The following is a 25,537-nucleotide window of genomic DNA, read 5'->3' as shown; positions in this document are numbered from 1 at the left end:
TAAAAGGTTTTTTTGTTGCGTCTAATTGAAAAGGAGAAAGGAGCCATGAGAGAAAATGGCTAACAAACAAGCGTTGAATATTGTGAAAATGAAAAAATATAAGCAGGATGGCGTGCCGCTAAGCATGATAACGGCCTACGATTATCCAACAGCTCTCCTCGCAGAGGAAGCGGGAATCGATCTGATTCTGGTGGGTGATTCACTTGGTAATGTGGTACTCGGTTATAACTCCACCCTTCCGGTGACAATAGACGACATGGTGTACCACACACGTTCGGTGGTGCGCGGAGCCGAGAACACGTTTATAGTGGCTGATATGCCGTTTATGACGTACCATGGCAGCGTAGATGAGACGCTGAAAGGTGTGCGTCGCCTGATGCAGGAAGGTCATGCTCATGCTGTCAAAATGGAGGGCGGAGTTGAAATTGCGGATACTGTCAAGGCAATTGTGCAAGCAGGCGTACCTGTTCTTGGACATATTGGATTGACACCCCAATCGGTCAATCAGATTGGTGGGTACCGGATTCAGGGCAAGGATGCAGCGGACGCGAAACGTTTAATGGACGAAGCCAAAGCGCTTGAAGCGGCAGGTGCGTTCGGTATCGTGCTCGAACTGGTCACGGAAGAAGTTGCTCGGGCGATCTCGGAGGAATTGTCTATCCCAACCATCGGTATTGGTGCTGGACGAGGCTGTGATGGTCAGGTTCTGGTATTCCATGATGTAGTTCAGTATGCTTCCCCTTATATGCCCAAACGTTTTGTCAAAACGTTTGGTGATGTTGGTGCATTGATCAGAACCAGTATTGAAGCTTATGCGAAAGAAGTTAAAGATCGGTCATTCCCGGCGGAAGAGCATGTGTTCAATGCAGCGGATGGCGTTCTGGATCAATTGTATGGACAACGCAAAAAAAAGGTGGAGAGTAACTCATGATAGTACTTCGGACGATCGCAGAGTTAAGACAGGAACTAATTGTGAAGCGTCAAGCGATTCGATCCAGAGAGTCCATAGTAGGTCTGGTGCCGACAATGGGCTATCTTCATCCAGGTCATGCAAGCTTGATGCAAGCTGCCAAACAACAAAGTGATATTGTGGTATTGAGCATATTCGTTAATCCGATTCAATTTGGTCCCAATGAAGATTTTGACAGTTATCCGCGCGATGAAGACAGGGATGTGGAAACAGCACGCTCACAAGGTGTAGATATCGTATTTATTCCCTCTGTTGAAGAGATGTATCCACAGGCAACACAAACGACGGTATCTGTCTCACAACTTACAGAACGCTTATGTGGTGCTTCCCGTCCAGGACATTTTGACGGGGTAACGACGGTGGTCTCCAAGTTGTTTAACATCGTACAGCCACAGCGTGCATTTTTTGGGATGAAAGATGCCCAACAGGTAGCCGTCATTCAACAGATGGTTAATGATCTGAATATACCTGTAGAGATTGTAGCGTGTCCGATCGTCCGTGAAGAGGATGGTCTGGCTCTGAGTTCGCGAAATGTCTACCTTAGTGCTGAGCAGCGTAGTGAGGCGCTGGTTCTGTCCAGAGCGCTACGTGCGGCGCAAGAAGCAGCAGATTCAGGTAGCGTGACCACGGCGGCAGACATTCGTCTTATGCTACGTAAGCACATTGGAAGCTCGCCGCTGGCCGTCATTGATTATGCTGAGATTCAGGCTTTTCCAAGTCTGGAGCCGCTCGCAGATCAGGAAGAAGTTCAAGGACGTGACGATCTGCTCATTGCACTTGCCGTAAAATTCGGGAAAACCAGATTGATTGACAATATAAGGCTACAAAAATCGGAGGTGCTGTCCCATGTTTAGAACACTCATGAAATCCAAAATTCACCGGGCTACGGTTACGGAAGCCAACCTGAACTATGTGGGTAGCATTACCATAGATGAAGATCTGATGGAAACATCCGATCTGATGGAGAACGAGAAAGTTCAGATTGTAAACAATAACAATGGTGCGCGTTTGGAAACTTATGTGATTCCAGGCCCACGCGGGAGCGGCGTCATATGCCTTAACGGTGCGGCTGCACGTCTCGTACAGCCGGGAGATACCGTCATTATTATTTCTTACGCCATGATGTCTCAAGAAGAGGCAAATAATCACAAACCAACGGTCGTATTTGTAGATGGACAGAATAAACCTGTGCAAACGATGAAACACGAAGTCCACGCCACGATTATGTAATCGACTGGTAAGGAGAATGAAATCGGCCCTTCAAGCAAAAAATGAGTACAGGTTACTGCACTAATCCATTTTTTCAAGGGTGGGGATGCATCGATGTTCCAGCATGTTTTCGCAGAAATGAACGACATGTTAGATGAAATTATCAAGAGCTATCCTTCCGCTGAAGGTCTGAACAAACAGGAATTGCTGCAAAAATGGAACCTGCTCAAGCGAATGAGTGACGGAATGCTGGATGAATGGCTGATGTTTGAAGAAAAGATGAGTCAGGTACGGGAGCGGGAACTGGATAAGCCTGCTTCCCTTGAGCCGGAACAAGAAGCTGTCACCGCGCTGCCGGAACTCCATCTGGAATGTTTCAGTCGGGGTCAGGGATATTTCAAATTACAGATGTATCCACAAGCAATTATGCAGTTCTCCCGGGTTGTGACCGATCATCCGGAGAGTGCATTAACCCGTTTTTACTTGGCGCTCGCTCATCTGAATCTGGAACAAACTGCAGAGGCAGGAGCACATTTGCAACAGATCATGTTTCTTAACGGGTCACCGCGTCTAAAAGGGCTCGTATGTAACGCCCTGGGCTGTATTCAGGCCAAGCATGCAAATCCGGAAGCAGCATGTTCACTTTTTGCACAGGCACTTCAGCATGACCCAACAATGACCGAGCCACTGTACAACATGGAAGCTTGCAGGTTGAACAGGGGAAAATTGCAATATGCAAATCAGCTGACGGCCCTCCATTAAGCGGGAATTCAGCGACAAGAAAACGGTGTTCCCTCCTTTGGCATAGCGGCGGGGACACCGCTTTTTTGTCAGTTAATTTTCAAATCCCCTTTTTTTTGCTATGCTGTAACATAGACTGGAATGGAAGGGATCGTACATTGCAATGAAATTTGCCGTATTGGATTTCGAAACAACCGGCACGCAGTCCGACGGTGAGATTATACAGGCCGGACTTGCCATCATAGATCATGACTACAGCATAACTCAAATATATAGTTCTTATGTGAACCCGGGTGTACCGATTCCCCCGTTTATTTCGGGTTAACGGGTATTACCGATGCAGATGTGGCGGACGCTCCTTCACTCGAAGAGATGATGATGGAGATGGTTCCGCTGCTTAACGATGTGGTTCTTGTTGGACACAACGTTGCTTTTGATTTTCACTTTTTGCAGAATGCACTTGACCGTTGCGGTTATTTACCGTTCACCGGTCGCATTCTGGACACGATTGATTTTCTGAAAATTACGTTCCCATCACTTGGATCTTATCAACTCGGTTATGTATCTTCTGAATTTGGATTTCAGCATGATCGCCCTCATCAGGCAGACAGTGATGCACTGGCGACAGCTTACGTGCTGCTCAAGTGTCTGGATGAGTTGAAGGAATTACCGCTCATCACGATTCAGCGGCTCAGTGACCTGTTCGCACCAGAAGACAGTGACTTGGGTTGGTTCCTGGACGGGATGCGTAGTGAGAAGGAAGCAGAGCCGATTCAGGATCTGGACGGACATACCTATTATCGACAGCTTGCTCTTAATGTGAGTGATTGGACTGATATTGGTGCACCGCGTGACGAACGGGAGGGTAATCCTCTTCATGGTGTCGGCTTCGATCAGTTTATGGACCAGGTTCGGGAGATCTTGAAGGATACGCTGGATCATTATGAAGAGCGCGAAGCGCAGACTCAGATGTTCGGCAGTGTGAGGCAGGCTCTGGATGAAGAGAAGCACCTCTTGATCGAGGCTGGAACAGGCACGGGTAAATCTCTGGGTTACCTGTTGCCGGCTATTTACGAAAGTGTGAAGCAAGAACAGAAAGTCATGGTCAGCACGCATACGATCAACTTGCAGGAGCAATTGAGAGAGCGGGATATTCCGATGCTGACCAAAGTGATTCCATTTCCGTTTAAGGCTGCTGTGTTCAAAGGACGAGGACATTACCTGTGCCTGCGCAAATTCGAACACAAAATCAATAAACGCGAATTCTCCACCCCGAAAGAGGATTATTTCACGGCGGCTCAGATGATTGTCTGGCTTACGCAGACTGAAACCGGAGACGATGAGGAACTTAACCTTAGCGGACGCGGTGGAGACTTCTGGGAGACGGTACAGAGCGAATCAGAGTCCTGTCTGGGAAGATCTTGTCCATGGTTCCGCAAATGTTTCTATCATCGCGCCAAACATGAGGCTGGTTTGTCCGATATTATTATTACGAATCACTCCAAATTATTCACGGATGTAAAAGCGGCGCATCAGTTGCTGCCGGCATATGAGAGTCTTGTCATTGATGAGGCGCATCATCTGGAGGATGTGGCTGGTAAACATCTTGGCTTGCATATGAAATATTTCACCTTGGTTCATACACTGACCCGTCTGTTTAAAGACAGTCGCAATGGTCAGCTCCCCATGCTGCGTTCGCAGTTATCCGGACATGAAAAGTCGGTGCAATGGGGCTTCATGGTGGATCAGATGTTCCCGCTCGCAGTTGAGGTCAAGGAGTTGTGGGATCGATTGAGTGATGCTCTGTTCGGTCTGCTACCTGAACGAAGCGATGCTTCACCGGGAGAGACAGGGCAATTCACCTTACGACTGAAAGCATCCCAGAAACCGGCCAAATGGCAGGAGCTGCAAGACGTCGAGAACCAGATCTATGTGACGTTGGGCGATTTGATTCGTAAAGGGGATAAATTACTGCTTGAGGTGAAAGAGGATCAGGATGACTATCAATCGGATAGCCTGATTACGGACATTACAGGACTGCTGAAAGATCTGACAACATTGAAGGAGAATTTACGCTTCTTCATGCGAATGGATGATGCCAAAACGGTGTACTGGATGGAAGCTAGCGGCCAGTTCCGCAGCAAGTCATTGCAGCTGTATGCTGTACCTGTAGATGTTAGTGCACAGCTTAAAGATTTGTTTTTTGATAAAAAGAAAAGCGTTGTGCTTACCTCGGCCACGCTCTCTGTAGATAAGTCATTCCAGTTTATGATCGAGCAGCTTGGTTTGCAGGAAGCATCCGATAATAATCGGCTATTAACATCCATGTTGCCATCACCTTTTAATTATCGTGACCAGGCACTGCTTGTTATTCCGCGTGATTTTCCAAGTGTGAAGGGCAGTGTGGGTGATGCACACTTTGTCAATATGCTCGTGGAATCCCTTGCGGAAACCGCGATCGCAACGCGTGGACGTATGATGGTTTTGTTTACTTCATACAAGATGCTGCGTCAGGTCTATGATCCGCTGAAGGAGGCTCTGTCTGGTAATGACATCTCGTTGCTTGGGCAAGGTGTGGACAGTGGAAGCCGTTCCAAGCTCACTCGCAGGTTCCAAGAGGCCAAAGCAACAGTACTTTTGGGCACAAGCAGCTTCTGGGAGGGCGTAGATATCCCAGGTGAAGCGCTGACTTGTCTCGCTATTGTGCGATTGCCTTTCCAGCCGCCGAATCATCCTTTGGTAGAAGCCAAGAGTGAGTTGCTTCAGGAGCAGAAGAAAAATCCGTTCATGAAACTGTCCGTGCCTCAAGCGGTCATTCGTTTCAAGCAGGGATTTGGCCGATTAGTACGTACCTCGAAGGACAGAGGTATTGTGATTGTTTATGATACACGAGTCATTGAAGCGTATTACGGAAAATTCTTTTTATATTCATTACCCGGTCCCAAAATGGAGCATATGCTCACAGAACAGATGGTTCCACGGATTACCGAATGGTTGGAAAAACCCGCTAAAGATTAGTAGTAACTGTCAATTTAGTTGTTATATCATTGCATGATGCTACATTATGGCGTTAAACTTTATGAGTCTTTCAATTCAATGCAGTTGCACCTAAGAACTTATAACCTAATTAAAAAGAGCATTCTGTATATAAAGTCACATCTGTTCTTGAATATATACAGGATGCTTATCTTAATATCTATTCTTATATCGTGGCTTTGGTAAGGGGGAGCAAGAATGAAATCGGATAAAATTTCAGAAGCGGTAGTCCGGCGTCTGCCTGTATACTTGCGTTATTTGAGCGAGTTGCATCAACGTGAGGTGACTACAGTTTCTTCTCAAGAGCTTGGACAAAGGCTGGATCTGAATCCGGCACAAATTCGAAAAGACCTGGCTTACTTCGGTGATTTTGGTCGTAAAGGAATTGGATATGATGTATCCTATTTGATTGAGAAAATTCGCCACATCCTCAAGATTGATCAGCAAATTAATGTGGCTCTGGTAGGAGCCGGTAATCTAGGACAAGCGTTGTCCAACTACAATGCATATCTGAAAGATAACATGAAGATTGTTGCCATATTTGATGCATTCGGACCGAAGATTGGCACTCAAATCAACAGTTTGACCGTAAAACCGATGAACGAATTAACGGAAGTGGTTAAAACCGATAACATCCGCATTGGAATTATTACGGTTCCGGATACCGAAGCTCAGAATGTAGCCAATCAGCTTATTGAATCGGGAATTGAAGCGATCCTTAATTTTGCACCAACGATTCTGAAGACACCACCGCATATCCGTATTCATCATGCGGACTTTACAACGGATCTGCTGAGCTTGGCCTATTACTTGGAGAACGGAAAGGACGACGAGGAAGATGACAACAAATAGATGGGTGATTCACAACGGTAAATTTGCCGTGAACGAAGGCGCAACATGGAATGTGGTCCATGGATATATGGTTGTTGAGAATGACAAGATTGTGCATATTGGTGAGACATTGCCGGATGAAGACGAACATTGTACCAAAGTAGATGGAAAAGGGCTATTCTTCCTGCCGGGTCTGATCAATACGCATGGTCATGCAGCGATGTCACTGCTTAGAGGTCATGGAGATGATCTTGCGCTGCAAGTGTGGTTGCAGGAGAAAATGTGGCCAATGGAAGCCAAAATGACTTCGGAAGATGTATATTGGGGGACTTCGCTCTCCGTTCTTGAAATGTTGAAAGGCGGAACTACGGCTTTCCTGGACATGTATGATCACATGGATCAGGTTGCCAAAGTTGTGGAACAATCGGGCGTTCGAGCAGCACTCGCGCGCGGTGTAATTGGTCTGTGCTCGGAAGAAGAACAACTGCGTAAGCTGGAGGAGTCGGCTGCTTTCGCTAGGGAGTGGAATGGACAGGCGGATGGACGCATTACAACCGTCATCTCTCCACACGCACCGTATACATGCCCTCCTGACTACATAGAGAAGCTTGTACAGGTAGCTAACGACTTAAACCTCCCGCTGCATACACATATGTCGGAAACACTTCGTGAAGTGGAGCAGAACGTAACAGACTACGGACTGCGTCCTGTCGCACACTTGGAGAAATTGGGCTTTTTCTCCCGTCCATCTCTGGTTGCGCATGCGGTGCATCTAAATGACGAAGAGATTGAGATTCTGGCCCGTCATGATGTGGCTGTATCCCATAATCCAGGAAGTAACCTGAAACTCGCTTCCGGTGTTGCGCGTGTACCTGATCTACTCAAAGCAGGAGTCACCGTGTCTCTGGGAACAGATGGACCAGCAAGCAACAACAATCTGGATATGTTCGAAGAAATGAGACTGGCTGCATTAATCCATAAAGGCGTATCCGGTGATCCGACCGCAGTACCTGCTGGCGAAGCATTATTGCTAGGAACGTCATATGGTGCCAAATCCATATTTTTGAATAATACTGGAGCGCTTCAGGCAGGTATGAAGGCTGACTTTATCGCCCTGGACATTGAGCAGGCACACTTCTATCCACATACAGACCTGATCTCTCATACGATCTACTCGGCTTCTGCCAAAGATGTAGAACATGTATGGGTAGATGGGAAACAAGTGGTTAAACACGGCGAATGTCTGACGCTGGATGAAGAGCGTATTTTGCGTGAGTCTCAATTGGCATTTGATGGTTTGCTGGCTTGTTAATCGCGGACAGAGCATCATAGGGAAAGGAAGTTCGGCTTTTGAAGAAAAAAAAGAAGTGGATATGGATCTCGCTGCTTGCTCTGGTTCTGATCCTGTTTGGACTTCAACGTTATTATGTTTATGTCACTCAGGACCAGCGTAAGGAAGAAGCGTTTGCGATACAGGCAGCACAAGAACAGTTGGGCATTACATCCCCTGATGAGCTGCGAAAGTACGTCTGGGGGGGAAGGAAGGCTCTGACAACATCTACTGGACCCTGATCGGCAAAAACAAGGATAATCAGGATGTGATGGTCTGGGTTAAATTCGACGTAAACAATCAACCTGCTACGGGTGCAAATGTAATACACAGTGAACTGATGCAGAACGGCATGTCCGAAACACAGATACGCAATCGATTCAGTTCCGAAGTTCCCGCCGGGGAGATCAAGAGAATCATGCCGGGTGTGGTTAACGGTATATACGTATGGCAAGTGTATTATAACGATGATACGCATAACTACTATCGCTTCTATCGATTTAGCAATGGAGAACAGGTAGACCTGGTCTACACTGTCCCGAACAGCTAGAACAAATGGAATGATTTTCTTTAACTGCATATATACGCTGGAAGAACCGGCAGACGGATATCCGACTGAACCGGTTCTTTGTATTGTCTGCAAACCGTTTTGATTTAAATAGTTAAAATTATTAATTTATTCATATTTTCGCCTTCGAAATTGTATATACGATGTGATATACTCAGATATGTACTCAAAGTTACATCAAAAACAAATAATCCTGTACGAAATTGTCGCAGGAGTCCATGTTCACATATTCATATTTTGCCTATAAGCCATTGAATGGGCCAAACTCTGGGAGGGGTAATTCACTTGAAGCTAAAAGTATTGCCTATTGCTTTAACTGCCGTCATTTCAGCCGTTGTATTGTTTGGAGGTTGGTTTGTGTATCGTCAGGTGGCCGTGCAGAATCCGATTGAAAAGATGGTTACCCAGTACGATGGAGTCAATGACGTTCAATTAACTATTAACCGCAATGATGTGCAATTGAAACTGGATCTGCAACCGGATGTTGATCTGGGCAGGTTGGTACAATATATTCACAAAGAAGGACAGACCCTGATTGGTGCTCGCTCCCTAAAGCTGGACGTTGTGGATCATTCCAACGAGGAGCTTGAGAGTTGGTGGGGGATGCTATGTTTACCGTGGCTCAGGCAATGGAGAGCAAACAGTATACTGAGATTACACCTACGTTGTCGAAAATGGCGACGAATGGGATTAAAGTAAATACAGCTATGGATGATAACAATGTTTATGTCAGTCTCAGAGACGGAGATGCCAGCAAGTTTATTATTCTGCCGCGTGTACCCGGTCAGATAGGAGTGTGGCCTAATGCCTAAATGGACGAAAGAAGTTGCCATTGGATTTGTTCCCGTGTTCATTATCTTCCTTGCTTTTACTGGTGTTAATATTGTTCCGATTCTTATTGCTGCTGCAGTTGTCGGAGGTCTGCTGTTCATGATGCAAATGCGCGGTGGAATTACGGTGGGCGCTGCACAGGAACGTAAACGGAAGAAAAAAGGACCTTCCAAACTTACGTTTGAAGAAATTGGAGGTCAGGACAGTGCCAAGCAGGAGTTGCGTGAAGCACTTGACTTTCTTATCAAACATGAGGAAATTCAAAAATTCGGTATTCGCCCACTCAAAGGGATCTTGCTAACCGGTCCTCCGGGGACAGGTAAAACGTTAATGGCCAAGGCTGCTGCACATTACACCGATTCTATCTTTGTAGCCGCATCGGGTAGCGAGTTCGTGGAAATGTATGTTGGTGTGGGTGCCAGCAGAATTCGGGATCTGTTCAAGGATGCAAGAACGCGTGCCGCCAATGAAAATAAGGAAAATGCGATTATATTTATCGATGAGATTGATGTCATCGGTGGGAAACGTGAAGGTGGGCAGCAGCGGGAGTATGATCAGACATTAAACCAGCTTTTGACGGAGATGGATGGAATATATACATCGGACACACCGCGAATTTTGGTTATTGCAGCAACGAACCGCAAGGAAATGCTGGATAGTGCTTTGACACGTCCGGGTCGGTTTGACCGTCACATTCAAGTAGACTTGCCTGACAAGAAGGGCAGAAAGCATATACTGGAATTGCATGCGGTAAACAAACCTCTGATGGAGGAAGTTAACCTAGAGAAAACAGCGGAAGAATCTTATGGTTTCTCAGGTGCGCAACTGGAAAGTGTAATGAACGAAGCGGCAATCTACGCCATGCGTGATGGGTTGTTAAATATTGAACAACGACACTTGTCTCTCGCGATTGATAAAGTCATGATGGGTGAGAAGACAGACCGTGAGTCCAGTGTGGAAGAGAAGAAAAGGGTCGCAATTCATGAATTGGGACATGCCATTATGGCCGAACTGGTTCGTCCAGGCAGTGTAAGTCAGGTGGCTCTCAGCCCGCGTGGACAGGCACTGGGATATGTACGTCATAATCCGCAACAGGAACAGTTCCTCTATACGAAACGGTTTCTGGAAGAGCAGATCATGATTGCCCTCGCAGGAGCGGCTGCGGAGGAGATGTACTATGGCGGACGTTCCACAGGTTCGCGTAATGACTTTGATCAAGCGACCAATGTGGTACAGACCATGATGGCTTCCGGTTTAACTTCATTGGGCATTGTGAACATGGATATGGTCACTACCGAGGAATTGATGCGAGAGAATAAAGTGATTCTGCAAGAACTGATGGAACAGACCAAACGATTGCTTGAAGAACAACGGACAATTTTCGACAATTCACTCGACATCTTGATTCGAGAAGAAGTATTGTCTGGCGACCAATTTCGTTGTCAATTTCGTGACAGTGCCCTATTACCAGCATAATTTATGTATGCTGGTTATTTTTTTTTACATTTCACTCGTGCTAAGATATTATTATATGTTGGGTCGAAATTTGTAATTTTCGGCGAACAGGGTACAATAGAGAAATAGAGAACCGAAAGGATGGAGCAGAACCATGTTTTTCAAAAAAATAGGCGTTGTCGGCGGCGGTACGATGGGACAAGGTATTTCCCAAATGCTCGCAGCCAAAGGACTTGATGTGCTTCTGGTGGAACACACAACACAGAAGCTTGATCATGCATACGACATGATTGAAACAAACCTGGATAAACAACTGGAGAAATGGGCGATTACTAAAGCGGAGAAGAAATTGATTCTTTCCCGGATTACCAAAGTTGCTCATTTGGCTGAGCTCGGAACTTGCGACATGGTGATTGAGACGATCACCGAAGATCTGGACGCAAAAAAAGCGGTATTCAGTCAACTGGACCAGGTTTGCCCAAGCAATGTCATTCTGGCAAGTAATACATCCACGCTGAGTTTGACCGAGCTTGCAAGCTCGACCAAATATCCAGAGCGTGTTATTGGCATGCACTTTATTCACCCGGTATCCCGGGTTGATCTTGTAGAGATTATTCGTGGACTGAAAACTTCGGATTCGACATTCGAAGAGACCAGACGTTTTGTAGAAGAAGTAGCGGACAAAAAAGGGGTAATGATCTACGAATCACCTGGATTCGTAACTTCCCGACTGATCTGCCTGCTGATTAATGAAGCATTGCATGTATTGCAAGAAGGTGTTGCATCTGCCGAAGATATTGATGATGCGATGCGTATCGGATACAACTTCCAACATGGACCGCTTGAGATGGCTGACCGTTTCGGGCTGGATTCGGTTGAAGCTGCGCTGGAAAGAATGTTCCGTGAATTCGGAGAATTGAAATATCGTCCTTCCACAGTCCTGAAGAAAATGGTACGTGCAGGACACCTGGGTGTTAAAACAGGCGAAGGATTCTTCAAGTACGACAAGGATGGTGACCGGCTGTGAAAGTACTCGTAATTAATGCGGGGAGTTCCTCGCTCAAATATCAATTGTATAATATGACGGATGAATCTGTACTGGCGAAAGGTCTGGTGGAGCGGATCGGAATGGACTCCTCCATTCTGACACACAAACCAATGGGCCGTGAGGAAGTTACAGAAGTTAGCGAAATTCTGGAACATACCACAGCGATCCGTAAAGTCATCGATATTCTGACTGACAAAGAAAACGGTGTGCTTGGTTCCGTAAGTGAAATTCAGGCTGTTGGACATCGTGTGGTTCATGGCGGTGAAGCATTTAAAGAATCTGCACTTGTGGATGATGCAGCCAAAAAAGAAATTCGTCGTTTATTCGATCTGGCTCCACTTCATAACCCGGCTGCAATGATGGGTATTCGTGCGGCAGAATTAAATATGCCAGGTGTTCCGCAAGTCATGGTGTTCGACACTGCTTTCCATCAAACGATGCCTGAAAAAGCATATCTCTACGCGATTCCGCGTGTATTGTACAAAAAATATAAAGTACGTCGCTACGGTGCACACGGCACTTCTCATGACTATGTCAGCAAAGCCGCTGCGCAATACTTGGATCGTCCATTGGAAGATCTGAAGATCATCACTTGTCACGTCGGTAACGGCGGTAGTGTTACTGCTATTAAAGGTGGCGTCTCCGTGGATACATCCATGGGCATGACTCCACTTGAAGGTCTGATGATGGGAACACGTAGTGGTGACCTTGATCCGGCGATCGTACCTTATGTGATGAACAAGGAAGAACTGAGCGTAAGCGAAGTGAATTCCATGTTGAACAAACACAGTGGATTACTTGCTATTTCCGGAATCAGCAGCGACATGCGTGAGATTACGGAAGGTATGGAGAATGGAGATGCCAACTCCACGCTTGCTTTTGAAATGTACGAATATCGTCTGCGTAAGTACATCGGTTCCTATGCAGCTGCAATGAACGGTGTAGACGCAATCGTATTTACCGCAGGTGTGGGTGAGAACTCGGTTGTTCTTCGTCAAAAAGTATGTGAACAGCTCACATACCTAGGTGTTGAACTGGATGAAGCGCTGAATGCCATTCGTTCCGGGGAACCACGCCGGATTACAACAGCGAATTCCAAGGTGGAAGTTCTCGTTGTGCCAACAAACGAAGAATTGGTCATTGCACGTGATACACACCGAATCGTATTGAATTCTCAGTAATCTAACGGTAAAGTAAACATAGAATGACATGGAAGTGCAGAGGACAGGCATAAGCCTGCCCGCTGCATTTTCAAATTCAGGAACCAAGGGGAGATATGGCATGAATACGAATTGTGTAATTCGTAATGTGAACGAGCATGTGGGCGAAACCGTGACGATCGGTGCCTGGATTAACAACAAACGTTCCAGCGGCAAAATTCAGTTTTTGCAGTTGCGTGATGGAACCGGATATATTCAAGGGGTTGTTGTGAAAAGTGAAGTAAGTGAAGAGATCTGGAACAATGCCAAGAGCCTGACACAAGAAAGTTCTTTGTATGTTACAGGTATTATTCGTGAGGAACCTCGCAGTGCGTCCGGTTATGAGATGACTGTTACAGGAGTCGAAATCATTCATCTGACTGAAAACTATCCAATTACGCCTAAAGAGCACGGTGTTGATTTCTTGATGGATCATCGGCATCTATGGCTTCGTTCTACGAAGCAACGTGCTGTTATGGTGATTCGTGCAGAGATTATCCGCGCAGTTCAGCAGTTTTTTGATGGTAACGGATTCACACAAGTTGACCCACCGATTCTGACACCATCGTCTGCGGAAGGTACGACTAACCTGTTCCATATCAAATACTTTGACGAAGATGCTTATCTGACACAAAGTGGTCAATTGTATATGGAAGCAGCAGCCATGGCGCTGGGCAAAGTATATTCTTTCGGTCCAACTTTCCGTGCCGAGAAATCCAAAACACGTCGCCACTTGATTGAGTTCTGGATGATTGAGCCGGAAATGGCGTTTGTTGATCACGAGGAAAGTCTGCGCGTGCAAGAGAAATTTATTGCTCATGTCGTGCAATCTGTAGTGAAAAACTGCCGCGCTGAGTTGGAATCCATCGGTCGTGATGTATCCAAACTCGAAGGGATCGTCGCTCCGTTCCCTCGAATCACGTATGACGAAGCAATTGAGTTCCTCCATGGACAAGACTTCGACATTTCTTGGGGCGAAGACTTCGGTGCACCGCACGAGACAGCGATTGCTGAAAAGTATAATACACCCGTCTTTATCACACATTACCCTGCTGGAATTAAAGCTTTCTATATGAAACCAGATCCGAATCGTCCAGAGGTTGTTCTCTGTGCCGACATGATCGCACCAGAAGGCTACGGAGAGATTATTGGTGGTTCGCAGCGTATTGATGACCCGGAACTGATGCAACAGCGCTTTGAAGAGCACAACCTCTCGAATGAAGCGTACCAGTGGTACCTGGATCTTCGTAAATACGGATCGGTTCCTCATTCCGGTTTTGGTCTGGGATTGGAGCGGACGGTAGCATGGATCTGTGGATTGGATCATGTTCGTGAGACGATTGCATTCCCACGTATGCTCTATCGTCTGTACCCTTAATGCTTAATCGGGGAGAATCGATGGAAGACACCACCTCCAAAGCCTGGTTGAGTGGAGCGGCACATGGTATGGCTTCCGGTACAGCCCAATTACCTTATGCGTTGTTACGTTATTATCACCAGCTTGGTTTATCCGATGCAGAAGTACTTCTTCTGATTCAGTTGCTGGGGTTCCGTCAGGCAGAATTTAATGAGTTTCCAATGCTTGAAGAACTGGCTGGACGCATGGGACTTGCGCCTGAAGGCATTGCCAGAATGTTGCAACGTCTGATGAAGGACGGATATATCTCTATTGACGAACATCGGGATGAAGAACGTGACATCCAGTATGAGCGTTATGACTTGCATGGTTTATATACGAAACTTGCGACGTGCACTGCCGAAGAATTAGCTACCTCCCGTGCGGAGCAACGGAGCAACAATTCTACACGTTCAGATTCGAACAGTGTTCAAAAAGAAGAGGAAGAGCGTAATATGTTCTCCATTTTTGAAAAAGAATTTGGTCGCCCGCTCTCTCCCATGGAATGTGAGACGATATCCGGCTGGCTGGATCAGGACCGTTATCAGGAGGAACTGATTCTTATGGCTCTGAAAGAAGCGGTTTTTGCAGGTAAAGTACATTTCCGATATATCGATCGAATACTGCTTGAGTGGAGCCGAAATCGGGTCAAGAATGTGCAAGACGCGAAGGCGTACACCCAGCGGTTTCGTAGTGGAGGACGTTAATTCCAGCGTAAGCGGGAATCAGAAACAGGCCAGAAGTCATTCTGCGCCTGTTTTTTTTGGATTACAGATCGGATGAGCTGAAAACTTATAAATTCTATTATCTAAAAATTTGATGGATCACGCAGGGGTAAACACACAAGCTGTCGTCTATTGTAATGGAGAGGAGGGGAGAGTTATTGATGAAGCGCGCGTAATCGAACAAATCCGTCAAGGAGACACATCCAGAATGCGTGACCTGATTGATAAGTACAGCCAGCATGTATACCATGTGGCCTACTCCGTATTACGCAGCGATCAGGAAGCGCAGGATGCCGCTCAGGAGGCGTTCATTCAGATGTATAAATCTCTCCCCGACTACCGATCCGAAGGCTTCAAAACGTGGTTAACCCGAATTGCCTTTCACAAAGCGATTGATGCTAAACGCAGGCTGGGCAGACGAAGTGGCGAGGATCTGGGCGGAGAAGAAAAAATAATAAACTTGCCCGGACGGGATGAAGACGTTCTTGCCCGTCTCGTTCGTGAAGAACGTCAGAAGAAACTTCGCGAACGAATCGATCAGCTGCCTGCTCAGCACCGTGACATTATCACTGCGTATTATTTAAGCGAAAAAAATTACGAGCAGATCGCCGACGATGCACAGGTAGCTGTGAAAACCGTGGAATCCCGTTTGTACCGTGCCCGGCAGTGGATTCGAAATCATTGGAAGGAGGATGAGTGGCGTGAGTAAACAGGAGATATATACCGCTGCGCAATGGACTGATTATATTGAAGGCCATGTGAGTGAACATCAAGCGAGCAGAATGGAACAGCTTCTGATAGAAGACCCGGACGCAATGGAGATCTATCTGGACGCGCTGGACATCCAGCGTGAAATGCCTTCGTTACATGACCCGAAAGGATTTACAGATTCCGTCATGCACCGGATTGAGGGCATGCAAACATCCAAGACACAACGCAAATCCCGTTCTGGGCGAAACCGGCGTTGGCTCGAACACAAAGTGTTTCATTATGCGGTAGCGGCCTGTTTGACGGTGATCTTTCTCTCTTCAGGCCTCTTTGACAAGGTGGCTCCTTATCATAAGTTCCAGGATGGCGATCACAGGGGATCTTTCACGGAAAAATGGACGGAGACAGCCACTTCATGGCTGGATAACTTCAAGCCTAAACCATAAATGCTTTCGCATTGCCTGAAAAGAAAGGATGAAGACTGTGCAATCAGATCGTAACAAATTACTTGCATTTCTATTAAACCTGATACCGGGTCTTGGTTTTATGTATTGGGGTCGAGCCGCAAGGGCTGTGATTTATCCATTGCTCTTTTTTGGAACAGCTGTCGGCTCATTCATGCTAGCAATGGTCTTTAGTGAACAAAATCTAATGATTCTCGGTGCACTTTGCGCCGCTCTCTTCTGGGGGATCAGCATGCTGGACATCGTGATTGTGCTTCTCCGTGCGCCTTCTGCCCGAGAAGCTCATTACAGAGGATATGGTGCACATTATGGAGATCCTCATCAAGGAGCAGCGTACCAGGGAGCTTACATGGGTCAGCAAGGGCCTATGGATCAGATGAATGAAGATGAGCTGCATCAGCCTCAGCATCCCGGTAGTGAATATGCTCACCATGAAGGTGTCCATGGTCAACCCATGTATCGCAAAGGCAGCGAGGGCGAACGATTCTTCACCATTTTGCTCTCATTTGTTCCGGGATTGGGACATCTTCATCTGGGATTGTTACATCGCGGGTTGTCGTTCCTCATGGCGTTCTTTGGTTCATTTGCCATGATGGTTTTTGTGGCTTCCATTACAAATGAATCGGTATTTCTGATGTTCTTGCTCATTCTGCCCGTAATCTGGGTATATTGCATGTTTGATGCAGTTCAGCACGTCCATCGCAAGCAGGCTGGTGAGGTGTTGCAGGATCGGACATTATTCGAAGAATTGGAGATGGGCAGAGTAGCCGGACGACGTAGCAAAGTGCTTGCAACGCTGCTATCCGCTTTTCCAGGTGCAGGTCATCTATATCTGGGTATGCAAAAGAGGGGCATGCAACTGATGTTTCTGTTCCTTGGAAGCATCTATGTTCTGGACCTGCTTCGCTTATCGGTATTCCTGTTCATGATTCCGCTGATCTGGTTCTACAGTTTTTTTGACGGGTTACAGTGCTCCAGCCGTTATGGACGTGAGCCGTTGACGGATCAGCCGATCTTCAAGGATTGGGCCCGCCATCAGCGTTTGATTGGATTCGGTATTGCTGCGCTGGGTCTATATTATCTGACCATCCGACTCGTCATTCCACAACTGAATGAATGGTTCCCAGACGCATTTATGACCTACGAGATCCGTTCTTATGTGAACACGGTCATTGTATCGTTACTGCTCATTTTTGGTGGCTTGAAGCTGCTGTTTGGCAAGCAACGGGCAGCAGCCACGAATCATGCGGTTCATCGGAATGAGGAGGAAGCAGACAGCCTCTTTTTATTCAAGGATCGGGATGATCGACTGTAGTATGAAGACAGAACAACCTTCCAATCGCTGTTATCCCCAGATTTTATCGATTCCTTATATGTGTAGCTGGCTGGATCTTTATAAAAGCAATCTTGGGAATCTAGTATTCTCACAACCTAAAAACACGCCAAGGCTATGTATACCAGCCTTTGGCGTGTTTTCTGTTAAGCATCTCTCATTTTGAATAAATGAGTGCTATTTCGTAGCGCCCTTCAGGAGAAGTTGACGGTACATGACTTCGAACAAAAATTCGAAAGCTTCGAGATGACGTTTCGCTTCAAAAGCATCCTTGCCCCACGCATAGATACCGTGGTTACGAAGCAAGATCCCTGGCACTTTGGCATCCAGAGCATCCGGGACCAATTCAGCAATGGACGGAATGTCGGCATAGTTAGGCAGAACCGGTACCTTTATCTCCGCATTTTCTTCCCAGATGTTAAATGCTTTGATCAATTCAATGCCTTGGATTGGTACGTAACCCTCTGCTCCAAAGAACTCACTAATCAGGTTGTTAAACACGGTATGCACGTGGAATACAGCGCCACAACCCGTCAAGCGATAGATTTCACAATGAATTAACGTTTCGGCGCTTGGTTTCAGCGTTGTTGCTTCAATGGCTTTGCCATGCTTGTCCACAAAAAGAAAATCTTCCGGTGTGCGAAGAGACTTGTCTTTGCCTGAGGCAGTAACTGCAAAATAAAATTGTTCCGGGTCAAAGTCGCCTACACGCATCGACAGGTTGCCACTTGTACCGGGGAACCAGTTACGGCTGGCGAACAGTGCTTTAATATCAGCCAGTTCTTCAAGAACCTGGCGTTTATGTTCCAATGTGATCTTTTCAAAGCCCATCTTCTACAGCACCCCTTGTGTTTGCTTCTGTTTCATATCTTCCATGATATCGTAAAAGGTGGCGAACGGCACATGGTCTACACCGAGTTCAATGCATTTGTCCGTCAGAATGGAACGGGAGTAGACCAGATCTGCAATTTTGGCACCTTCAAAATCCGTCAGGCTGTCCCCGATGAGAATTCGATTATATTGTTCTTCCGGGAACGTACGGATCACGGTCGTTTTGCACATGCCGCAGCCGCTCTCACAAGGAGGCTGACAGGGATGCGACCATTCAATGCGAATGAATTCACCCGAGAAGTCAGCTCCGTTGCAATAGACATGATCCTGTGGAATATCAAATGGTGCCAGTAACGGTTCAATGAAAAAGTCCATGCCGCCACTGGTCACATTGAACTCGATGCCTTCACCGCGAACGTATTCAAGAAATTCACTGAACCCCTCACGGATGCCCGCTTGTCCAAGTACAAATTCCACAATTTCGTCTTTTTGCGAAGCAGGCAGGAGAGCGAACATCGCTCCAACACCCTCGCGTAGCGAAATTTTCTGGTCAATCGTATCTTGCATAATAGCTTCAATGCCTTCAGGTTTGAAATGTTTCATGATAGCCACAATGTTGTCCGAGAGCGTAATCGTTCCATCAAAGTCGCAGAAAATGGCTGTTTTCTTATCGCTTCTCATCGTTCGCCACCCCACAGGTCCAGTGCGCTTTGCAGCTCCGGATGTTCAACTGCATATTCAGCGAGTGGAATGGAACGCCCGGCTGCCTCAATGGCTTGCAGGAATGCACGTCCACCAGCTTCGGTTCCCATTGGATGTCCATGGATACCGCCACCGGCGTTCACAATCACATCGTTGCCAAAATCACGCAGGATCATCGGTACAAGCCCTGGATGGATACCCGCTGAAGGTACTGGCATGCTGGTTCTCATTGGCAGATCAGATGATAGCAATTGCTCTGTGATCGCCATATTTTCTTCCTTCGGCATCGTTACCGATCCATAAGGAGAGGGGAAGAGCACCAGATCTGCTCCAGCCAAACGCATCAACTGACCGAGCACCACTGAAGCGGAAATACCGTAATGTGGTGACGGATATAGCGCACCTGCAAGAGCAGGGTGAGCCATGATCGGTACATTAATATCGGGATCACTGCTAAGTTCATGCAGGACGTCATAGCCGTAGGACAGTACGTTGAACAACAAGGCATTGGCTCCTGCGCCGATGGCGTGTTCAGCCTGTTGCTTCAGACGAGATGTAGGGCCTGTCAGATTGGTTGCATACAGAAGTTTCTTACCTGTCTCCTGACGTGCCTGTTCAGCAGCTTTCATGCAGACCTCGACTCTTTTTTCGATGGGAGTCAGTTTATTCTCGAACAGAATTTCGTCGTCCTTGATCAGATCAACGCCCCCAAGGGCTTGACGGATAAACTGTTCACGCAGTTCATCTGCGTCCAGCCCAATCACGGATTTAAAGATACTCATTAACAATGGACGGTCATGAACTTCAAGCAGATCACGAACACCATTCAATCCAAACTTGGGACCCGGGAATGCACTGAGGAAGCCATCTGAGAAACCAAGCTTTGTCAATTTGATTCGGCCATCCATTGAGATTTTGCCAAAGACCGTCACGAGCAGGGCAGGGATATCACGGCTAAAGTTCACATCGGGATATCCGATGGTAATATCGGCGTAACGCTCACCCGCACCCACTCCCACTCCCTCAGCTTCATATACTTCTACGTTTATCACTTCACCCAGATGCTTCTGCATCGCTTCACGCTGGGCTTGTGGCAGTTCAGTCCAGCTGCCAACGGTCATGCCGATCGCGATAGATTGTGCCTTCTTACGAAAGTCTGCATGATCATCATGCAGACGATATGTGGCTGTGCACATGTTATTCATTTTAGATCCCCTTCCAAAGCAGCTCCCATCTCCCGTGAGCGCTCTGCACAGCGGTTAACGGCTGCGATTACATTTTCGAAGAAATCTCCTTCGTCTAGCGTTTTCAGTGCCGCTTGGGTTGCCCCTCCCGGGGATGTCACATCACTGCGAAGCTTCATCGGCTCCAAACCCGTTTGCTGCACCATTCGTGATGCACCCAGTACGGTCTGAACAGTCAGATCACGAGATTGCTGGCTGGATAAGCCACCACGAATACCTGCGGCAATCATAGCCTCCATTAAATAGTATACATAAGCCGGGCCGCTTCCGGAAATACCTGTGAGCACTTCGAGCTTATCTTCAGGCACGATAGTCACGATGCCAACTGCTTCAAACATGGTCATAACCGTACTACGCTGTTCATCCGTAATTTCCGCAGAGAAGGCAAGCCCGGTTGCACCGAGTCCGATAGTACTAGATGTATTAGGCATCGTTCTGGCAATGGGTTGTTTACGACCGAGTAGGGTCTGCATCGTGCGGATCGATAATCCGGCAATGACAGACACGATCAGTTGATCGTGTGATAGTAACGGACCCAGTTCGCGCAACGCAGCAGCAGCATCTTTGGGTTTCATACAGAGTACAATGACCGGAGATGAGGCAAGATGATCATGGGATTGTGAGGCAGTTCCGGTATGAACTGCATAACGGGTGCTGAGCTCTTCCTGACGTTTCTGGTTGCTGCGGTTCAGCATCGTAATATCCTGAGGACGAACGACTAGGCGGGAGATCAGTCCGCGCACGATGGCTTCTGCCATCGCGCCTGCTCCGTGGAATGTTATCTTCTGTTGTAGTAACGTCTGTTGCTCTTGACTCATAGTAATCGTTCCTCCTATATAACTGATGCTGGGATATTATTGACGAATCTGTCCGTTGCCTGTAATGCGATACTTGGTTGACGTTAGTGCTGGCAGTCCCATAGGTCCACGTGCATGCAATTTCTGGGTACTGATCCCGATTTCGGCTCCATAACCGAATTCGAACCCGTCGGTGAAACGAGTGGATGCATTGTGATATACAGCAGCTGCATCTACGTCGTGCATGAAGCGCTCCGCATGGGCCGCATCCCGGGTGACGATACACTCCGAATGTTTGGTACCATAACGTGCGATGTGTTGCATCGCTTCGTCCAGGTTCTCGACCACACGGATGTTCAAAATATAATCATTGTACTCGGTCGCGTAGTCTTCCTCGGTTGCCTCCAGTGCAGAGGGAACAAGTCGGCGCACGGTGTCACAGCCCTTCAAGACCACATTGGCTTCACGGAATTGTTCAGCGAGAGCAGGCAGATGTTTCTCCGCGTATGTTGCATGGAGTAACAAGGTTTCCATGGAGTTACATACGGATGGACGTTGTGCCTTCGCGTTGATGGCAATTTCCGCTGCCATGACCGGATCGGCAGATTCATCCACATAGGTATGACAGATGCCTGCTCCAGTTTCGATTACAGGTACCGTTGCATTGGCAACCACATTACGAATGAGTGAGGCTCCGCCACGTGGAATAATGACGTCCAGCAGTCCGTTCAACTTGAGCATTTCATCCACGGAAGCACGATCGGCATCTTCAACCAGTTGCAGTGCATCAGCAGGCATATCTGTCGTTGCGAGTGCCTGATGAAGTACCTCCACAATTTTGCGGTTGGAAGACAGGGCAGCGGAGCCGCCGCGCAGAAGCACTGCATTACTTGTTTTGAGACATAATCCGGCGGCGTCAACGGTCACATTAGGACGAGCTTCATAGATGATACCGATCAGACCAATAGGCACTCTCAATTTCTCAACATGTAACCCGTTCGGACGATTGAATGTCTCCAGCACTTCGCCCACAGGGTCAGGAAGAACTGCAATCTGGCGCAAACCTTCTGCTATACCAGTAATCCGTTCCTTATTAAGTGCAAGTCGGTCGAGCATGGATTCCGGCGTGCCTTGTTCTCTGCCACGTACCAGATCTTCCGCATTGGCTGTAATAATGGAATCGGCTTCGGCAATCAATGCATCTGCCATAACACGCAGGGCAGTATTCTTCTGATCCGTATTCAATCGATTCAACTGTGGAACGGCGGCCTGAGCCTTGATTGCTTTATCTCTCACTTCACTCATCATAATTCCTCCTCATATATGAAGTTCAGTATTCGTTCAATACTCGATATCATCTATTTATTTTAACGTAATCCATTCATCTCTATGAATAACCTCAAGTCTGTGGATGCTGCCAAGCTGCTTCATGACTTCGCCACTGGACAGTCCGGCGATATGTCGAAGCTGATCATCATCATAGTTGACGATACCGCGGCCGAGTAAGGTCTCATCCAGACCAATGACCTCTACGACGTCCCCGGCATGGAACGTTCCAAGTACCCGCTTGACTCCAACTGGCAGAAGACTGTGGCCCCCATGGACCAGTGCTTCTTCCGCACCATTATCCACAACGACGGTACCTAACGGAGTAGACATGAAGCCGAGCCACTGCTTTTTACGAGATAGGGAAGCGAGTCGTGTTTCAAAGTAAGTTCCTTTACCCGTTCCATCAACCGCCTTTTGCATATCTCCAGGTTCTTTCACACTGCCCACAAATACAGGTACACCTCCACGCGTAGCCACCTTGGCTGCATCGACTTTGGAGCGCATTCCACCTGTTCCAACCGATGAACCCGAACCACCAGCATAAGCGTAGATCTCGGCTGTAATTTCGGGGATGCGATCATAACGCATGGCAGAAGGATCTTTACGCGGATCTGCTGTGTACAGTCCATTGGTATCGGTAAGAATGATCAGATGCTGTGCCTTCACGAGGTTCGCAACCAGCGCGGACAACAGATCGTTATCACCGAACTTCAATTCGTCCACCGATACCGTATCATTCTCATTAAAAATCGGAATCACTCGCTGTTTGAGCAGTTCTTCCACGGTCATGCCTGCATTGCCCATGCGTTTACGACTGTGAAAGTCGGTACGGGTGAGCAGGATTTGCGCCGTAGTAACGCGGTGCGCTGCAAAAGCCTGTTGATATGCCTGCATCAATAATGCCTGCCCAACGGCCGCTGCGGCTTGTTTCTCATGCAGCTGTTTGGGGCGTTGGGGGTAGCCGATCTCCCGAAATCCGGCCGCTACCGCTCCAGAGGTGACCAGAAGAACTTCATGGCCCTGATCTGCCAATGCTGCAATTTCTCCCGCAAAAAAAGTGATTGAACTGCGATCCAGACCGCCTTCTTCCGTTGTAAGCGAGCTGCTTCCAATCTTAACTACAATACGTGAAGTCATGGTTTCACTTCCTTAAACATGATTAATAAGTGGTTCTGGAGCAGGCTTTTGCGGTACAAAAAAAACTCCCGCCCTTTAGTTAAAAAGGACGAAAGTTCGTTACTTCCGCGGTACCACCTTTATTGATGATTAGATCATCCGGCTTCATGCCCTGTAACAGAAGGCACTGTCCTGTACGTAACAGGCCGCTCAGGGGTAGGTTTCGGAGAAGAGCCGCGGTAAATTCTTTCAGCAGGGTGGAATTTACTCTCTGGGCGCGACTGATATTCTCTTACTGGTCCCGTCATCACGTTTCGTTCAATATTTCTTATAACATACCATGGAAACTTGGCATATGCAAAGGGGTTATGCTCCTGAACATTACTTAAATAAATTCAGATTGCCAATCCGCTCCACCGCTTCGCGTAATCGATTTTCGTCACTTAGTAGTCCAGCACGCACATAGCCTTCACCATGCGAACCAAAGCCAATACCTGGCGCGACTGCTACCTTGGCTTCACGCAGCAGCAAGTCTGCCAATGAAGCTGAGGTATAACCTGCAGGTACAGGTAACCAGCTGAAGAATGAACCTGCCGGTTTCGCAGCCTGCCAGCCAATTGAGGAAAGGGTATCATGAAACGCATTGCGGCGGGACTCATAACGAGCAACCAGCGCAGAGACACATTCCTGTGAGCCAGTAAGAGCCTCCGTCGCCGCAGCCTGGATACCACCGAAAAGACTGACATAGATATGATCCTGAAGAAGATTAATTTTGGAAACAATCTCTGCATTGCCAAGCGCGAAGCCAACACGCCACCCAGCCATATTGTACGTTTTGGATAAGGTATAGAACTCAATGCCCACTTCCTTGGCTCCAGGGGCCTGCAGAAAGCTTACTGGACGATGACCGTCGAATCCAATCGCCCCATATGCGAAGTCACTGGCGACCACAATTTGATTTTGAATGGCGAATTCAACCGTATCTTCGTAGAATGAAAGAGGAGCCGTTGCTGACGTTGGATTATTGGGATAGTTCAGGAACATCAGCTTGGCCTTCTCCCGATCTTCAGCTGTAATGGCTTCATAGTCAGGCAGGAATGAATTGCATTCCAACAAAGGCATGAATGACATGTTCGCTTTGGCGAGAGCAACACCAGACCAGTAATCGGGATAGCCTGGGTCAGGAACTAGACAGGTGTCCCCTGGGTTAAGCAATACCTGAGGTAACTGGACCAGTCCTGTTTTACCCCCAAATAGAATCGCAACTTCGGTCTCTGGATCAAGGTCCACATGATAGTCTTCCTTATAACGCTTCGCGACAGCTTCCTTCAGGAAGCCATATCCCCGAAACGGTGAATATTTGTGATAGAGCGGATTCTCGGCAGACTCTTGTAATGTTTTGACGATGTGAGGCGGTGTAGGTGTATCCGGGTTGCCCTGGCCCAGATTGATGACGTCATGTCCATTGGCAATTTCACGACCCACACTTTGAACAAGGGTAGCAAAAAACTGTGTGGGCAACTGTGTCATCATATTTGATGTCGGTATCGTAAACGCTGAACGAGCAGCTGTATTCTCTGAATTCGTCATTAGTTTCATCACTCCGGTTATTAAAAATGGCAAATAGTACTCATTAATTTATCACGTCAATCCCGAGCTGTATAGGGGGAAAAG

The 25,537-nt window shown here is 47.4% G+C and carries 23 protein-coding genes and 2 pseudogenes; 18 read left to right on the top strand and 7 right to left on the bottom strand.

Annotated elements, in window-relative coordinates; translation table 11 throughout:
* Positions 1-55 precede the first annotated feature (55 nt).
* The 18 genes and pseudogenes from panB to C0Q44_RS20235 all read left to right on the top strand — a co-directional run bounded on the left by panB (position 56) and on the right by C0Q44_RS20235 (position 17,826).
* A complete protein-coding gene (panB, locus tag C0Q44_RS20320) occupies positions 56-931 on the top strand; it encodes a 3-methyl-2-oxobutanoate hydroxymethyltransferase (protein WP_105409054.1) in 876 nt (291 codons plus the stop codon).
* Positions 928-1,824 carry a pantoate--beta-alanine ligase gene (panC, locus tag C0Q44_RS20315; RefSeq protein ID WP_105409053.1) on the top strand — a complete coding sequence of 299 codons (897 nt, stop codon included), beginning with the start codon at positions 928-930 and terminating at the stop codon, positions 1,822-1,824. Before panB ends, panC begins: the two co-directional genes overlap by 4 nt.
* Positions 1,817-2,200, top strand: coding sequence for an aspartate 1-decarboxylase (gene panD, locus C0Q44_RS20310; protein WP_024630626.1), 384 nt, complete (start codon positions 1,817-1,819; stop codon positions 2,198-2,200). The genes panC and panD overlap by 8 nt, the downstream gene beginning before the upstream one ends.
* Before the next feature lie 117 nt (positions 2,201-2,317).
* Positions 2,318-2,941 (top strand): tetratricopeptide repeat protein, encoded by a 624-nt coding sequence (locus C0Q44_RS20305; protein ID WP_308737446.1) that lies wholly within the window; start codon positions 2,318-2,320, stop codon positions 2,939-2,941.
* Positions 2,942-3,083: 142 nt separating this feature from the next.
* Positions 3,084-5,938, top strand: a pseudogene (gene dinG, locus C0Q44_RS20300) (ATP-dependent DNA helicase DinG).
* A gap of 216 nt (positions 5,939-6,154) precedes the next feature.
* Entirely contained in the window at positions 6,155-6,808 is a 654-nt protein-coding gene (locus tag C0Q44_RS20295; protein WP_105409051.1) for a redox-sensing transcriptional repressor Rex, read from the top strand.
* Positions 6,795-8,099, top strand: a complete 1,305-nt coding sequence (locus C0Q44_RS20290) for an amidohydrolase (RefSeq protein WP_105409050.1) — start codon at positions 6,795-6,797, stop codon at positions 8,097-8,099. Before C0Q44_RS20295 ends, C0Q44_RS20290 begins: the two co-directional genes overlap by 14 nt.
* A gap of 38 nt (positions 8,100-8,137) precedes the next feature.
* Positions 8,138-8,359 (top strand): hypothetical protein, encoded by a 222-nt coding sequence (locus C0Q44_RS20285; RefSeq protein ID WP_105409049.1) that lies wholly within the window; start codon positions 8,138-8,140, stop codon positions 8,357-8,359.
* Positions 8,360-8,385: 26 nt separating this feature from the next.
* Positions 8,386-8,667 (top strand): hypothetical protein, encoded by a 282-nt coding sequence (locus C0Q44_RS20280; RefSeq protein ID WP_146113487.1) that lies wholly within the window; start codon positions 8,386-8,388, stop codon positions 8,665-8,667.
* A 303-nt stretch (positions 8,668-8,970) separates the two neighbouring features.
* Positions 8,971-9,497: pseudogene (locus C0Q44_RS20275) on the top strand (hypothetical protein).
* Positions 9,490-10,992: an AAA family ATPase gene (locus C0Q44_RS20270; protein ID WP_105409047.1), complete on the top strand. Its 1,503-nt coding sequence runs from the start codon at positions 9,490-9,492 to the stop codon at positions 10,990-10,992. Before C0Q44_RS20275 ends, C0Q44_RS20270 begins: the two are co-directional and overlap by 8 nt.
* Positions 10,993-11,125: 133 nt before the next feature.
* A complete protein-coding gene (locus tag C0Q44_RS20265) occupies positions 11,126-11,998 on the top strand; it encodes a 3-hydroxyacyl-CoA dehydrogenase family protein (RefSeq protein ID WP_105409046.1) in 873 nt (290 codons plus the stop codon).
* Positions 11,995-13,200 carry an acetate kinase gene (locus C0Q44_RS20260; RefSeq protein WP_105409045.1) on the top strand — a complete coding sequence of 402 codons (1,206 nt, stop codon included), beginning with the start codon at positions 11,995-11,997 and terminating at the stop codon, positions 13,198-13,200. The genes C0Q44_RS20265 and C0Q44_RS20260 overlap by 4 nt, the downstream gene beginning before the upstream one ends.
* Before the next feature lie 100 nt (positions 13,201-13,300).
* On the top strand, positions 13,301-14,596 hold the full coding sequence (gene asnS / locus C0Q44_RS20255; RefSeq protein WP_105409044.1) for an asparagine--tRNA ligase: 1,296 nt from the start codon (positions 13,301-13,303) through the stop codon (positions 14,594-14,596).
* A 20-nt stretch (positions 14,597-14,616) separates the two neighbouring features.
* Positions 14,617-15,321 carry a DnaD domain-containing protein gene (locus tag C0Q44_RS20250; RefSeq protein ID WP_105409043.1) on the top strand — a complete coding sequence of 235 codons (705 nt, stop codon included), beginning with the start codon at positions 14,617-14,619 and terminating at the stop codon, positions 15,319-15,321.
* A gap of 112 nt (positions 15,322-15,433) precedes the next feature.
* Positions 15,434-16,048 (top strand): RNA polymerase sigma factor, encoded by a 615-nt coding sequence (locus C0Q44_RS20245; RefSeq protein WP_105409042.1) that lies wholly within the window; start codon positions 15,434-15,436, stop codon positions 16,046-16,048.
* Entirely contained in the window at positions 16,041-16,493 is a 453-nt protein-coding gene (locus C0Q44_RS20240; protein WP_105409041.1) for a hypothetical protein, read from the top strand. The genes C0Q44_RS20245 and C0Q44_RS20240 overlap by 8 nt, the downstream gene beginning before the upstream one ends.
* Before the next feature lie 37 nt (positions 16,494-16,530).
* Entirely contained in the window at positions 16,531-17,826 is a 1,296-nt protein-coding gene (locus tag C0Q44_RS20235; protein ID WP_258166458.1) for a multi-tm2 domain protein, read from the top strand.
* A 195-nt stretch (positions 17,827-18,021) separates the two neighbouring features.
* Here the strand turns inward: C0Q44_RS20235 and C0Q44_RS20230 are convergent, their stop codons facing one another.
* The 7 genes from C0Q44_RS20230 to C0Q44_RS20200 form a co-directional block, all read right to left on the bottom strand.
* Positions 18,022-18,675, bottom strand: a complete 654-nt coding sequence (locus tag C0Q44_RS20230) for a methylthioribulose 1-phosphate dehydratase (RefSeq protein ID WP_105409039.1) — start codon at positions 18,673-18,675, stop codon at positions 18,022-18,024.
* A gap of 3 nt (positions 18,676-18,678) precedes the next feature.
* The gene (locus tag C0Q44_RS20225) at positions 18,679-19,356 is read right to left on the bottom strand and encodes a 2-hydroxy-3-keto-5-methylthiopentenyl-1-phosphate phosphatase (protein WP_105409038.1); all 678 of its coding nucleotides are present in this window, start codon (positions 19,354-19,356) and stop codon (positions 18,679-18,681) included.
* Entirely contained in the window at positions 19,353-20,582 is a 1,230-nt protein-coding gene (locus tag C0Q44_RS20220; protein ID WP_181151096.1) for a 2,3-diketo-5-methylthiopentyl-1-phosphate enolase, read from the bottom strand. The genes C0Q44_RS20225 and C0Q44_RS20220 overlap by 4 nt, the downstream gene beginning before the upstream one ends.
* Entirely contained in the window at positions 20,579-21,439 is an 861-nt protein-coding gene (proC, locus tag C0Q44_RS20215; RefSeq protein WP_181151095.1) for a pyrroline-5-carboxylate reductase, read from the bottom strand. Before proC ends, C0Q44_RS20220 begins: the two co-directional genes overlap by 4 nt.
* 36 nt (positions 21,440-21,475) lie before the next feature.
* Complete coding sequence (locus C0Q44_RS20210) at positions 21,476-22,723, bottom strand: glutamate-5-semialdehyde dehydrogenase (protein WP_105409036.1); 1,248 nt, start codon at positions 22,721-22,723, stop codon at positions 21,476-21,478.
* A gap of 57 nt (positions 22,724-22,780) precedes the next feature.
* The gene (gene proB, locus C0Q44_RS20205) at positions 22,781-23,884 is read right to left on the bottom strand and encodes a glutamate 5-kinase (protein ID WP_105409035.1); all 1,104 of its coding nucleotides are present in this window, start codon (positions 23,882-23,884) and stop codon (positions 22,781-22,783) included.
* A 360-nt stretch (positions 23,885-24,244) separates the two neighbouring features.
* Positions 24,245-25,453, bottom strand: a complete 1,209-nt coding sequence (locus tag C0Q44_RS20200) for a pyridoxal phosphate-dependent aminotransferase (RefSeq protein ID WP_105409034.1) — start codon at positions 25,451-25,453, stop codon at positions 24,245-24,247.
* Positions 25,454-25,537 lie beyond the last annotated feature (84 nt).

This window comes from Paenibacillus sp. PCH8 (assembly GCF_002968835.1).
In the GTDB taxonomy this organism is placed as follows: domain Bacteria; phylum Bacillota; class Bacilli; order Paenibacillales; family Paenibacillaceae; genus Paenibacillus.
Note: the sequence above shows the minus strand (reverse complement) of the source record. Positions and strands in the feature narration are given on the sequence as shown.